General features: G+C 35.5%; 11 protein-coding genes. 9 read left to right on the top strand and 2 right to left on the bottom strand.

What is annotated here, in order from left to right; translation table 11 throughout:
* Positions 1-39: 39 nt before the first annotated feature.
* Positions 40-672, bottom strand: coding sequence for a MarC family NAAT transporter (locus ACI6PS_RS11200; RefSeq protein WP_421012657.1), 633 nt, complete (start codon positions 670-672; stop codon positions 40-42).
* Positions 673-789: 117 nt separating this feature from the next.
* Between ACI6PS_RS11200 and ACI6PS_RS11195 the strand changes: the two genes are divergently transcribed.
* Together ACI6PS_RS11195 and ACI6PS_RS11190 are read left to right on the top strand one after the other, a co-directional pair.
* Entirely contained in the window at positions 790-1908 is a 1119-nt protein-coding gene (locus ACI6PS_RS11195) for a carboxypeptidase-like regulatory domain-containing protein (protein ID WP_421012656.1), read from the top strand.
* 43 nt (positions 1909-1951) lie between these two features.
* Complete coding sequence (locus ACI6PS_RS11190; RefSeq protein ID WP_421012655.1) at positions 1952-2317, top strand: CoA-binding protein; 366 nt, start codon at positions 1952-1954, stop codon at positions 2315-2317.
* 167 nt (positions 2318-2484) lie between these two features.
* On the opposite strand, the gene ACI6PS_RS11185 is transcribed toward ACI6PS_RS11190, so the two are convergent.
* Positions 2485-3987 carry a sodium:solute symporter gene (locus ACI6PS_RS11185; RefSeq protein ID WP_421012654.1) on the bottom strand — a complete coding sequence of 501 codons (1503 nt, stop codon included), beginning with the start codon at positions 3985-3987 and terminating at the stop codon, positions 2485-2487.
* 188 nt (positions 3988-4175) lie between these two features.
* Between ACI6PS_RS11185 and recR the strand changes: the two genes are divergently transcribed.
* From recR to ACI6PS_RS11150, 7 genes are all read left to right on the top strand, one after another.
* Positions 4176-4796 (top strand): recombination mediator RecR, encoded by a 621-nt coding sequence (recR, locus tag ACI6PS_RS11180; protein WP_421012653.1) that lies wholly within the window; start codon positions 4176-4178, stop codon positions 4794-4796.
* A gap of 71 nt (positions 4797-4867) precedes the next feature.
* Positions 4868-5668, top strand: coding sequence for a polysaccharide biosynthesis/export family protein (locus tag ACI6PS_RS11175; protein ID WP_421012652.1), 801 nt, complete (start codon positions 4868-4870; stop codon positions 5666-5668).
* A 4-nt stretch (positions 5669-5672) separates the two neighbouring features.
* Positions 5673-8132 (top strand): polysaccharide biosynthesis tyrosine autokinase, encoded by a 2460-nt coding sequence (locus ACI6PS_RS11170; protein ID WP_421012651.1) that lies wholly within the window; start codon positions 5673-5675, stop codon positions 8130-8132.
* Positions 8133-8321: 189 nt separating this feature from the next.
* Positions 8322-9719: a UDP-glucose 6-dehydrogenase gene (locus tag ACI6PS_RS11165; protein ID WP_421012650.1), complete on the top strand. Its 1398-nt coding sequence runs from the start codon at positions 8322-8324 to the stop codon at positions 9717-9719.
* Between the two features lie 5 nt (positions 9720-9724).
* Positions 9725-10771 (top strand): dTDP-glucose 4,6-dehydratase, encoded by a 1047-nt coding sequence (gene rfbB / locus ACI6PS_RS11160; protein WP_421012649.1) that lies wholly within the window; start codon positions 9725-9727, stop codon positions 10769-10771.
* Between the two features lie 131 nt (positions 10772-10902).
* Positions 10903-11886: an SDR family oxidoreductase gene (locus ACI6PS_RS11155; protein WP_421012648.1), complete on the top strand. Its 984-nt coding sequence runs from the start codon at positions 10903-10905 to the stop codon at positions 11884-11886.
* Positions 11887-11901: 15 nt separating this feature from the next.
* Positions 11902-13182, top strand: a complete 1281-nt coding sequence (locus tag ACI6PS_RS11150; RefSeq protein ID WP_421012647.1) for a nucleotide sugar dehydrogenase — start codon at positions 11902-11904, stop codon at positions 13180-13182.
* Positions 13183-13188: the final 6 nt, after the last annotated feature.

The raw sequence follows: 13188 nt of genomic DNA, 5'->3' as shown, positions 1-13188 counted from the left end.
TTATTTAATGGAAACCTTCACTTTCGAGTGAAGGTTTTTTTATGACATTAAGTTTCCTTTGATTATCGTTACGATAGCGCTCACTATATATTGGATACCAATTGCAATAACAATAAAACCAACAATCCTAGAAATAGCAACAATACCCGAAGCTCCAAGTATTTTAGATAAATAATGGGCGCTTCTTAATATAATAAAAATAGAAAAAGCAACAGCCAAAATTGCCAAACTCGCAATTATAATTTCATGCGTTTCCTGATGATCTTGATAAAAAGCAATCAATAAAGAAATAGAACCCGGACCAGCTAACATAGGAATTGCTAGAGGCGTCAAGGCAATATCATTTCGGTTTTGAACATCATTTTCCACCTTTTTATTAATCCCCCTGGTTTTTTTAAACTTTCCCGTCAGCAACGAAAATCCCGAACTCACGATAATCAAACCACCCGCAATTCTCAATGCTTCAATGCTTATTCCGAAGAAGTCCAGAACATATTGGCCTACAAAAAAGGAAATAATCAAAATTAGGAATACATCAATTGCAGTCCATAACGAAATTCTTGAACGTTCCTTTTTATCATCGTGCTGTGTCAGACCCACAAAGATAGGAACAGTGCCAATCGGATTCAAGACTGAAAAAAGAGCGGCAAAAATGTAGATAAATAATTCCATAGTTTTTTTGGCAAAATTAAGGTTCGTGGTTTTGGTTACTCGTAAAGTTATGAATAAATAATTATTACGATATAGAAAAAAAAATTAAAGCGATATATTTGTAAAAAACCCAGACAAATGGACAAAACCTACAAACTCATTCTGTTGCTTGTTTTTATACTATCCAATACTGTAATGGTAGCCCAAGTGCTCGAAGGTACTGTCGTAGATAGTAAGACCAAAGAAACACTTCCCGGGGCAACGGTCTATCTGGATGGTACAACCATCTCTACAATCACAGACCCTAACGGCTATTTTAAAATTTATACCAAAAACAATAATGCTTCTTTGGTCGTAAGTTTTGTGGGCTATTCGACCTATAGATTGGATAATACTTTACAATATGCCGGTAAAAAACTCAAAGTGCTTCTGGAAGAAGAGTCCATCCACCTGGATGAGGTAGTCGTGGGCAGAGGCCCTTTTAGTCGAAAGCAGATGATGAAAGTGTTTAAAGAAGAATTTCTCGGAGAGTCTAAAGCTGGCAGATCCTGTAAAATTCTCAATGAGAATGATATTGTCCTGTACTATGATGTTACCAACAACACGCTTAACGCTACCGCGAGAAATCCTCTAAAGATTGTAAACAAGCATCTGGATTATGAAGTAAATTTTGATCTGGAAGACTTCAAAGTGTTCTACACCTATAAAAGTCTGAGTAAATTTAATCAAAGCCGTAGCTTTTTCGCAGGAACTACCTTCTACAAAGATATTTCCAAAAACAAGCGCGCCGATAAGAAACGTAAGGAAGCCTTCTACGGATCTGCCACACATTTTGCGCTTACAGTAGCTAACAATGCATGGCAAGAGAATGAAACCCGACTTTTTGTAGAGGGATTTCAAGTAAATCCGAACGATTATTTCCAAATGAAAGATACCCTTGGGCTAAAAAAAGTGACGCTTATCAAGGAGCCACAAAAAGAGGTTTCAAGTGTAAAAGTCCAGGAAAATCTAAACAATACCATCCGACTTTCGAAAACAAAGAACAATAAATTTGTAAAAACCAATTTCAACATACTTTATAAAAAGGACAAACAGTCTATTGTGGAATTCACCGATAAGGTAATTTATGTGGACAGAAATGGTAATTATAGCCCCATCTACGGAATACTTTATGGAGGTTATATTGGCAGTTTGAAAGCCGGTGACATGCTTCCGGTGGATTACTACGAAACTATTAAAGAAATGCAAAAGGAATAAAAACTTCCATTGATAAACACTACATTTATATAAAATATAAGCTATGAAAAACAAGAAAACATTGGTGCTCGGGGCATCCGAAAATACATCGCGATATTCCAATATGGCCATCAAAAGGTTATTGGGAAGCGAGCAATCGGTTGTGGCTATCGGGCAGAAGGAAGGCGAGGTAGAAGGAGTGAAGATCCAAACCAAGCAAGTGCCTTTCACGAATGTCCACACCGTGACCCTATATTTGAATCCTTCGCGTCAAAGGGACTATTACAATTACATCGTAGGGCTACAGCCAAAACGTGTCATCTTCAATCCGGGAACCGAAAATCCTGAGTTTTATCAATTATTGAAGCTTAATAATATAGAAGTTTCCATTGGATGCACGCTTGTGATGCTTTCAATGAGGCAGTACTAATATGATTCTTTGCCATATTTAGGAGCGAGAGGTGGTTTTGTATTTTTAATCCATGTTCCCACTTTCCACTACTATCCTTTTTTTCTTGTCCCGAAGCTTCGGGACAAGAAAAAAAGGATAGTAGCTCCAATCGGGGCTAGGGAACAATCCATTTTTGTTCCCGAAACTTAAAACCTCGTTTGCTGTGTCGCCTTCTTGCTGATGAGCATCAAACCGATAAAAGTCAAGGCGCCGTTCAGGATAATCAACTCTTCCGCAAATTCATAATTGCCAAAAAGTTCCTTCGAATAAGCACTGATTACAAAAGTTATGGCTGGAGCCAAAAGACAAATGATGGGAACAAACTTATCCTTCACCGTTTTTGTTTTCATAAACAGCCCAAACGTATACAATCCCAAAAGCGGACCGTAGGTATAGGAAGCAATCTTGAAAATCAAACTCACGACAGAATCGCTGTTCAGCAGATAGATGATGACAATCACGACAAACATCAACGCCGAAAAACCAATATGAACCAGGTGTCTTGTCCTAACCATGTTTGGATTCGAAGCATTTTCGGCTTTGTCCATCCCAAGAAAATCTACGCAGAAAGAGGTTGTCAAAGCCGTCAATGCCGAATCGGTTGTGGCAAAAGTCGCAGCCGTCAAACCAAGAAGAAAGACAATTGCGGGAATCAAGGTAAGATGATTGAAGGCAATTTCTGGGAACAATAAATCGGTTCTTGGTTTTCCGGTAAAACTGTCCAATGGCACCGAGATTCCGTTTTTCTCGGCATACATATATAATAATGCACCAACGCTCAGGAAAAAGATGTTGATGATGACAAAAATTCCCGTAAAGGTGAACATGTTTTTTTGGGCTTCGCCAATGTTTTTACAGCTCAGGTTTTTCTGCATCAAATCTTGGTCGAGTCCTACCATTGCAATGGTTACGAAAATACCACCGAGAATTTGTTTCACTACAAAATTACTCTTGAGCCAATCTTCATAAAAGAAAATCTTTGAGTAATTACTGTTCTTCACGGCTTCAAATGCCTGTGGGATATTATAATCAAGGCTGTCGCAGATAAAATAAATGGTGAAAATTACCGATGAAACCAAGAAAACGGTTTGCAAAGTGTCAGTAATAATAATCGTTTTGAGTCCGCCGCGATAAGTATAAGCAAAAATCAAGGCCAAAGATCCAAAGACCGTTACCCAAAACGGAACACCAAAGGCATCAAAAACATAGCGCTGCAGGACGATAACCACCAGATACAAGCGTGCTGCCGAACCTATTGTCCTGCTTATTAAAAATATCGAAGCTGCCGTTTTATAGGAAACAATCCCAAGCCGTTGCTCGATATAACCATAAATTGAAGTGAGGTTCATCCTATAATAAAGTGGCAGGAGGACTTTTGCAATCAAAATAAAACCGATGGCATTTCCCAGTACAAACTGGAAATATTTAAACTGAATGTCGGGCGACCCCACTTGTCCCGGAACGGAAATGAAAGTAACGCCAGAAAGTGCTGTTCCAATCATTCCAAAGGCCACCAAATACCATTTTGAGTTTTTATTGGCTTTGAAAAAAGCATCGTTTCCGCTGTCTTTCTTGCTTACAAAATGCGAAATCAGGAATAGGATTCCGAAATAAATAATGATTAAAACGAGGATTGTAATCGGTGTCATCAGCTGGTTTTTATTTAAAGCCAAAGTAGAAAAAAAATGTTTATTTGACTATTTGTTTATACGATTATTTGACCAAGTTCTCAAATCGGTTTTATCTAAGGAATAAACCATTTATTTTGATGGCAAAAGTCATGGAATTACCCAAATAATCGAAGCATCAAATAAACAATTTCCTTACTTTTGCACCTATGGAATTTTCTTCAAAATTATTAGAAAAAGCAGTAAACGAAATGTCGCAATTGCCGGGAATTGGCAAGCGAACGGCGCTTCGATTGGTCTTGCATTTATTGAAACAGCCACAAGAGCAAACGGCTTTCCTGTCACAATCATTATTGAATATGCGCGAGGATATAAAATTCTGCGAAAGCTGCCATAATATATCCGATGTTGACGTTTGTGAAATCTGCACGAACAAAAATCGCGACCATCAACTGATTTGTGTGGTGGAGGATATCCGCGATGTGATGGCGATAGAGAACACAGGGCAATTCAAGGGAATCTATCACGTTTTGGGCGGTAAAATTTCTCCAATCGATGGAGTTGGGCCTAGCCAGTTGAAGATTACATCATTGGTAGATAAAATAAAAAGTGGAACTGTAAGAGAATTGATTTTTGCCTTGAGCTCAACAATGGAGGGAGATACGACCAATTTTTATATCTACAAGCAGATTCAAGATTGTGAAATCATCACTTCTACAATTGCAAGAGGAATATCGGTGGGAGACGAGTTGGAATATGCCGATGAGGTTACTTTGGGACGCAGTATCTTGCATCGCGTGCCGTTTGAAAACTCCTTTAAGAGCAATTAAATGATTTTATAACACGGATGAATTTTATTATTGTAAATGAAAAACTATATTTGCTTGCTAAAAAGATAAAAATGAAGAAATACGCAGTGCTTTTTTTACTAAGCATGGGGCTTTTTTTTACCTCCTGTGTCCCAACAAAAGATTTGATTTATTTACAAACAAAAGATAAAGGCAAAGCAGAGAACAATGTAACCCCCGTTGTTATCAAGCCCTATAGATTACAAACAAATGACATCTTAAATATTACTATAAAAGCGATTGATCCAACATTGGTGGCGCTTTTTAACCCTTCAAATCTGGAGAGCGGAAATAGTTTTCAAGGATTAAGTGAGCAAGGATTGTATTTTAATGGTTTTATAGTCAATGATCATGGTAATATTAGAATACCAGTTTTAGGAGAAGTTAATGTTTTAGGATATACATTAGAGGAAACAAGAATTAAAATTGAAAAGGAATTATTGGAGAATTACTTCAATAAGGAAGCTAATATTTTTGTAAATGTAAAATTATCAGGCCTCAGGTTTACAGTAAATGGAGAAATAAATTTGCCAGGATCAAAAGTGCTCTATCAAGAAAAAGTAAATGTTTTGGAAGCGATTGCTAATGCGGGTGATATCCTGGTAACGGGAGATAGGAAAAATGTAACTGTAATTAGGCAATATCCGCATGGCACTGAAATTCATGATATTGATTTGACTGATGTGGATGTGATTAAATCTCCTTATTACTACTTGCAGCCAAATGATTATATCTATGTAAAACCATTGAAACAAAAAGCTTGGGGAACTGGAAAAACGGGTATAGAATCCCTAAGCACAATTGTTACATTATTGAGCTTGGCGACTACAACTTATTTACTACTTACAAGATAATAAAATGCTGGATACGAAAGATTTTTCATTTTTTGAAGGACAAAATAATTTTGATTTTAAAGGATTTCTGTTTAAGACTATCGGCTATTGGAAATGGTTTGTTTTAAGTTGGACAATAGCTTTTATTGTTGCCTATCAAGTAAATATTAGGAAAGAGAAGATTTATGGAATGTCAAATATGATTTCTGTAAAAGAAGAAACGAATCCTTTATTTAGTGGTAATACTAATTTGGTCTTTAATTGGGGAGGAACTTCAGATCAGGTGCAGACGGTTTCTACAACTCTTAAGTCAAGATCGCATAATGAGGTTGTAGTAGAAAAGTTAGAATTTTATATTGATTACTTAAAACAATCCAAGTATAATATTGTAGATGCTTATGGAGAAGTTCCTTTCTATGTAAATATAGATAAGAAACAAGGACAACTGTTAGGGCAGTTAATAAAGATAAAGTTTATTAGCGAATCTGTTTACGAAATAAGCATTCCATTTGAAACAGATAATGTTTCATTAATCCACTATTCCCATAATAGTTACACGACAACTTCGGTACAAAAAGAAACGTTTACAAAAAGATATAGAGTTGGAGAGCAAGTTGAATTACCTTTTTTGAACTGGAAACTCGAAATAATAGACAAACCGGGATTTTACAAGGGTAATGAATATTTTGTGAGCTTTAATAGTTTTGATGGAACAGTTTCTCAATATCAGGGATTAAACGTTGTGCCTAATGCTCAAGGCAGTTCTATACTTACACTCTCGATGCAAGGTACTAATAAAGCAAGACTTGTTAAGTATTTGAATGCCACCGTAAACGTATTGAGGGATAATCAGCTTGCCGCCAAAAATCAATTTGCCAAGAATACAATTGAATTCATTGATGGCACAATGCTGGATATGGAACGACAATTGGCAGATAATGGAGATGAGTTAAAAAAATTCACTAAAGACAAGAAAGTATTCGATATTGAAAGCGGAGGAGCTAGAATTGCAGAAAGGCTTACCCAATTTGATATTGAAAGAGATGGGATAACTAGAAAAATAGCCTACTATGATTTTTTAAGGAACTATTTAAATCAAAGTGTTGATTTTTCAAAACTTCCGGCTCCATCAGTAGCCGGAATAGAAGATCCAAACATCGTTGGAAATGTTTCAAAGCTGATAGAGCTTTCAACCAGAAGATCGGAATACAAATATGCTGTTAAAAACGAAAAACTTTTTCAAGACTTTGACAACCAAATGGAAGCGGTAAAAAAAGTGTTGTTAGAGAACATCAATTCTGCAAAAACGGCCATACGTTATGATTTAAATTTAATTAATGAAAAAATAGGTAAGGCAGAAACTTCCATAAAAAAATTACCAGAAGAACAGCAACAACTTGTAACTATACAAAGAAAATACGACCTAAACAGTACGATCTATAGTGATCTTCTTGCAAAAAGAAGCCAAGCAGATATCATTAAAGCCGCAAACGTGTCGGATATAAAATTTATTGATCCGGCCAAAGACGTAGGCGGAGGCTTGGTAGGTCCTAAAACAGGGGTTAATTATGTTTTGGCTATGTTTATAGGTTTTTTAATTCCCTTGCTTTTTGTTGTCGGAAATTTCTTCATCAATGATTCGGTACAAAACACAGATGATATTAGCAAAAGTACTAATTTACCTTTGATAGGTATTATTGGTAAAAAACCAAGCGACGGTAATCTGGCTGTATTCGAAAAATCTAAATCTGCCTTGGCAGAGTCATTTAGATCTATCCGATCATCTTTGCAGTTTTTGTATAAAAAACAAAAAGTTCAAGGTGCAAAAACACTTATGGTAACTTCTTCTGTCAGCGGTGAGGGAAAGACATTTTCGTCTATCAATATCGCTACAGTTTTTGCAATGAGCGAGAAGAAAACAATCATCATAGGTCTGGACTTAAGAAAGCCAAAAATATTTGACGATTTTAAAATTTCAAATGAAATTGGAGCAGTAAATTATTTGATAGGTCAGAGATCTCTTGAAGAAATTACACAGAAAACACAAATTCCTTTTTTGGATGTCATAACATCAGGGCCAATTCCTCCAAATCCTTCAGAGCTCATCATGAGTGATGCTATGAAAGAAATGCTAGACGAACTCAAAGATAAATATGATTATATAATCCTTGATACGCCTCCGGTAGGTTTGGTTTCAGATTCACTTGAATTAGTTAATTATGTTGATCATACACTCTATATTGTCAGACAAAACTTTACCAAAAAAGGAATGATAACGATTCTTAATAATAGAGTGAAGCGAGGAGAACTAAAAAATGTTAGTATCATTCTCAATGGATTTGAGAGTAAGGCAAAATATGGTTACGGCTATGGTTACGGTTACGGCTATGGTAATTATTCAGCCGGATACCATGAAGAGGAGGAAAATAGAAATTTACTAACGGCAATTAAAAAGATTCTAAAAAAGAAGTCAGAAAGGGAATAATAAGCCGATTTATATAAAGATTTAATTGTTTAAGAAAAAAAATAGGCAGTTCAAGTAGTATTTGCGGGATTTTAAAAATATAAAAATTCAGCACTATTATAAGTTCTATCTTTGCCGCTGGTTTCTAATATAGCAGTAAAAAAGAGGAAAAAGAATAGTGATTTTTAAATATTAGTAATATAAATAATAATGAAAATAAATAATATTTGCTGTATAGGTGCTGGGTATGTTGGCGGTCCAACAATGTCTATCATAGCCCAAAAGTGTCCAAATATAAAAGTTACTGTTGTTGATTTAAATGAAGAAAGAATTGCATTGTGGAATGATCCAGATGTAAATAATATTCCAATTTATGAGCCAGGCTTGAGTGATATTGTAGCTGAAGCCAGAGGAAGAAATTTATTCTTCTCCACCGATGTTGAAAAAGCAATTGACGAAGCTCAAATGATTTTTATTTCTGTAAATACACCCACCAAGACTTATGGTCTTGGAAAAGGTATGGCTGCAGACTTGAAATATATTGAACTTTGCGCAAGACAAATTGCATCGATTGCAAAAGAGGATAAAATTGTTGTAGAAAAATCAACATTACCCGTTAGAACTGCCGAAGCTATCAAGAATATCCTCGACAATACAGGAAACGGAGTTCAATTTCAAATACTTTCAAACCCAGAATTTCTAGCTGAAGGAACTGCAGTAACTGATTTGCTTAACCCAGATAGGGTTTTAATTGGCGGTGATACCACTCCAGAAGGAGCAGAAGCTATTCAGGCACTTGTTGACGTCTATGCTAACTGGGTTCCAGAAAAACAGATATTGACAACAAATTTATGGTCCTCTGAATTGTCTAAACTAACAGCAAATGCTTTCCTAGCACAAAGAGTTTCCTCGATAAACGCTATGTCTGAATTATGCGAAAAAACTGGAGCAGATGTTAGTGAGGTTGCAAGAGCAATTGGAATGGATAGCAGAATAGGTTCAAAATTCCTTAAAGCATCCGTAGGATTTGGAGGCTCATGCTTTCAAAAAGATATCCTCAATTTAGTTTACATAGCAAAATCTTACGGATTGAATGAAGTGGCAGATTATTGGGAACAAGTAATCATCATGAACGATCATCAAAAAAGAAGGTTTGCTAGCAATATAGTCACGACTTTATACAATACCGTTTCAGATAAAAAGATTGCGTTTTTAGGTTGGGCGTTTAAAAAAGATACAAATGACACTAGAGAATCTGCAGCAATTTATGTTGCCGATTATCTATTGAATGAGCAGGCTAAAATTTCAGTATTTGATCCTCAAGTAAAAGAAAATAAAGTCCTAAATGATTTGAATTATCTGGAAACTAGATCTTCTGACTTGAATAAAAAAGGCATTACTGTAGTTGAAGATGCTTATGAGGCTTGTAAAGGAGCTCATGCCATAGCAATACTAACAGAATGGGATGAATTCAAAGAATATGATTGGCAGAAAATTTACGATAACATGCAAAAGCCAGCTTTTGTATTTGATGGCAGAAATATCTTGGATGCCAAAAAAATGGCTAGTTATGGTTTTATATTTCAATCAGTAGGAAGCTCAAACTAAGAAAGATGAAAAAAGTACTTATAACAGGAGGAGCTGGATTCATAGGATCACATGTTGTGAGACATTTTTTAAAAACCTATATTGGATATCATATCTTTAATTTGGACGCATTGACCTATGCAGGAAACTTAGAGAATTTGTCAGACATTGAAGATTATCCAAATTATACCTTTTTGAAAGGCGATATAACGAACGAGATCTATATAGATTCGATTTTTTCCGAATACAAATTTGAAAAAGTAATCCATCTAGCAGCAGAATCTCACGTTGATAGGTCTATCGAAAATCCTTTGGATTTTGTAAAAACAAATGTAATTGGTACACTCAACTTGTTGAATGCCTTTAAAGCCTTATGGAAAGATAATTGGAACGATAAACTATTTTATCACATCAGTACAGATGAGGTTTATGGAACATTAGGGGCTGAAGGACTTTTTAGCGAAACGACTTCATACGAACCAAATTCTCCTTATTCTGCATCAAAAGCTAGCTCGGATCATTTTGTAAGGGCCTATGGAGAAACTTATGGATTGCCTTATGTTATTACAAATTGTTCTAATAATTATGGTCCGAATCAATTTCCAGAAAAGTTGATTCCGCTTTTTATCCATAATATTATCCATAATAAATCGTTGCCGGTATATGGAGATGGAAAATACACCCGCGATTGGCTTTTCGTTGAAGACCATGCCAAGGCAATAGATTTAGTATTTCATCAAGCAAAAACAAAGGAAACCTACAATATTGGTGGTTTCAATGAATGGCAGAATATCGAATTGATTCATCTTTTATGCAAAATAATGGATAGAAAATTAGATAGGGAAGAAGGAACATCTGCTAATTTGATTACCTATGTTAAGGACAGACCGGGTCATGATTTGCGTTACGCTATTGATGCTTCCAAAATTAATGAAAAGCTTGGCTGGAAACCATCAGTAACATTTGAACAAGGCTTGGAAAAAACCATAGACTGGTATCTTGAAAACCAAGAATGGTTACAGCATATTGTTTCTGGAGAATACCAAAAGTATCATGATAAATTAATTAGGTAAGGGCTAATAATTCGTACATTTAATTACAAAACCTTATTCAAAAGTTAATAAAGTATCAACTGCCAATCATAGAAATGAAATAACTGTTTATAAATCTACAAACAGTATACATCATAATTTAAGCATCATAAATGAATCAAATTACAAATAGCAAAATTTTAGTTACAGGGGGAGCAGGATTTATCGGTTCTAACCTTTGCGAACATCTATTGAAACACGATAATCAAGTAGTTTGTCTTGATAACTTTGCAACTGGTAGAACGCAAAATATACAGCATCTGTTTGCTAATCCAAACTTTACACTCATTGTTGGAGATATAAGGAATTTAGTTGATTGCCATAAGGCAGCCCAGGGCGTAGATTATATATTACATGAAGCAGCTCTTGGATCTGTACCACGTTCAATTAACGATCCAATCACAAGTAATGATGTGAATGTTTCAGGTTTTTTAAACATGCTTGTAGCGGCAAGAGATGCTAAAGTGAAAAAATTCATTTATGCCGCAAGTTCTTCTACTTATGGAGATTCAGAAGCTCTGCCAAAAGTTGAGGAAAACATTGGAAAACCATTATCACCTTATGCCATAACAAAATATGTGAATGAATTGTATGCCGATATTTTCTTTAGAACTTATGGGCTAAACACAATTGGATTACGATATTTTAATGTTTTTGGTAGAAAACAAGATCCAAATGGAGCCTACGCAGCTGTTATTCCAAAATTTGTAATGCAACTGATGAAGCACGAAAGTCCTGTAATTAATGGAGATGGAAACTATTCTCGGGACTTTACCTATATTGACAATGTAATACAAATGAATGTTTTGGCAATGTTGACTGAAAATCCAGAAGCAATGAATACTGTTTACAATACTGCTTTTGGAGACAGAACAACTTTGAACGATTTAATGACTTCGCTGAAAAAGTATCTATCTGTATTTGATGTAGAAATCGGCACTATTGAAACCATTTATGGACCAAATAGAGCAGGAGATATTCCGCATTCTTTGGCAAGTATTGATAAAGCAAAAACACTATTAGGATACAATCCACAATTTTCAATGCAAGAAGGTCTAGAACAAGCAGTGAAGTGGTATTGGGAAAATTTAAAATAAAAAAACACCAGCATAATGAGTATAAAAATTGCAGTTATAGGATTAGGATATGTAGGACTTCCTTTGGCAAGATTATTTGCCACTAAGTATCCAGTTGTAGGATTTGATATCAATCAAAGCAGAATTCAAGGATTACGCTCTGGAACAGATAGTACGTTAGAAGTTTCAGATGAAATTTTACAAAGTGTTTTAGTTGACAACTTGGCAGACAATAAAAACGGTTTGCTTTGTTCTTCAGACCTTAATGATATAGCTGATTGTAATTATTATGTAGTGACAGTTCCTACACCGGTTGATAAAAATAACCGTCCAGATTTGACACCTCTATACAAATCAAGCGAAACTGTAGCAAAAGTGCTGAAAAAAGGAGATATTGTAATCTACGAATCTACCGTTTATCCAGGTGTTACTGAGGAGGAATGTGTACCTGTCTTAGAAAAAATATCAGGATTAAAATTCAATGTTGATTTCTATGCCGGATATTCTCCTGAAAGAATTAATCCAGGAGATAAAGAGCATACCGTTGAAAAAATACTTAAAGTTACTGCTGGTTCTACACCCGAAATAGGAATAAAAGTTAATGATTTGTATAAATCAGTTATAACTGCAGGTACGCATTTAGCACCAACAATTAAAGTTGCAGAAGCGGCAAAAGTTATCGAAAACTCACAACGCGACATCAATATTGCTTTTGTGAACGAATTAGCTAAAATATTTAATTGTATGGACATCGATACCAATGCTGTACTAGAAGCCGCTGGAACTAAATGGAATTTCTTGCCTTTCAGACCAGGATTGGTTGGCGGGCATTGTATTGGTGTAGATCCTTACTATTTGGCACAAAGAGCACAAGAATTTGGCTACCATCCAGAAATTATCTTGGCAGGGAGAAGATTGAATGACAGTATGGGAGAATATGTTGCCTCACAAGTTGTTAAGTTGATGATCAAGAAGGGCATAACAATCAACGGTGCAAAACTATTGATGCTGGGGATTACCTTCAAGGAAAATTGCCCGGACGTTAGGAATACCAAGATTGTTGATGTGATTACTTCCTTGAAAGATTACGGTATTGAAATTAAAATCTATGATCCTTGGGCAAGCCCGGAAGAGGTTGACCACGAATATAAATTAACAACTACAAGGGAATTACCTTCAGACAAATTTGATGCTATAGTTTTGGGTGTAGCCCATAAGGAATTTTCCAGCATTGATTTTGATATCCTTAAAAAGGAAACAAATGTGTTATACGATGTCAAAGGAATATTAGGGAACATTGTGGACGGAAAATTATAGGGATTC

This window comes from Flavobacterium sp. PLA-1-15 (genome assembly GCF_049060005.1).
GTDB lineage: Bacteria > Bacteroidota > Bacteroidia > Flavobacteriales > Flavobacteriaceae > Flavobacterium.
Note: the sequence above shows the minus strand (reverse complement) of the source record. Positions and strands in the feature narration are given on the sequence as shown.

What these genes read in the sequence shown, in the direction of transcription:
- ACI6PS_RS11200 (WP_421012657.1), bottom strand. Translation starts at nt 672, where the DNA reads ATGGAATTATTTATCTACATTTTTGCCGCTCTTTTTTCAGTCTTGAAT.
- ACI6PS_RS11195 (WP_421012656.1), top strand. Translation starts at nt 790, where the DNA reads ATGGACAAAACCTACAAACTCATTCTGTTGCTTGTTTTTATACTATCC.
- ACI6PS_RS11190 (WP_421012655.1), top strand. Translation starts at nt 1,952, where the DNA reads ATGAAAAACAAGAAAACATTGGTGCTCGGGGCATCCGAAAATACATCG.
- ACI6PS_RS11185 (WP_421012654.1), bottom strand. Translation starts at nt 3,987, where the DNA reads ATGACACCGATTACAATCCTCGTTTTAATCATTATTTATTTCGGAATC.
- recR (WP_421012653.1), top strand. Translation starts at nt 4,176, where the DNA reads ATGGAATTTTCTTCAAAATTATTAGAAAAAGCAGTAAACGAAATGTCG.
- ACI6PS_RS11175 (WP_421012652.1), top strand. Translation starts at nt 4,868, where the DNA reads ATGAAGAAATACGCAGTGCTTTTTTTACTAAGCATGGGGCTTTTTTTT.
- ACI6PS_RS11170 (WP_421012651.1), top strand. Translation starts at nt 5,673, where the DNA reads ATGCTGGATACGAAAGATTTTTCATTTTTTGAAGGACAAAATAATTTT.
- ACI6PS_RS11165 (WP_421012650.1), top strand. Translation starts at nt 8,322, where the DNA reads ATGAAAATAAATAATATTTGCTGTATAGGTGCTGGGTATGTTGGCGGT.
- rfbB (WP_421012649.1), top strand. Translation starts at nt 9,725, where the DNA reads ATGAAAAAAGTACTTATAACAGGAGGAGCTGGATTCATAGGATCACAT.
- ACI6PS_RS11155 (WP_421012648.1), top strand. Translation starts at nt 10,903, where the DNA reads ATGAATCAAATTACAAATAGCAAAATTTTAGTTACAGGGGGAGCAGGA.
- ACI6PS_RS11150 (WP_421012647.1), top strand. Translation starts at nt 11,902, where the DNA reads ATGAGTATAAAAATTGCAGTTATAGGATTAGGATATGTAGGACTTCCT.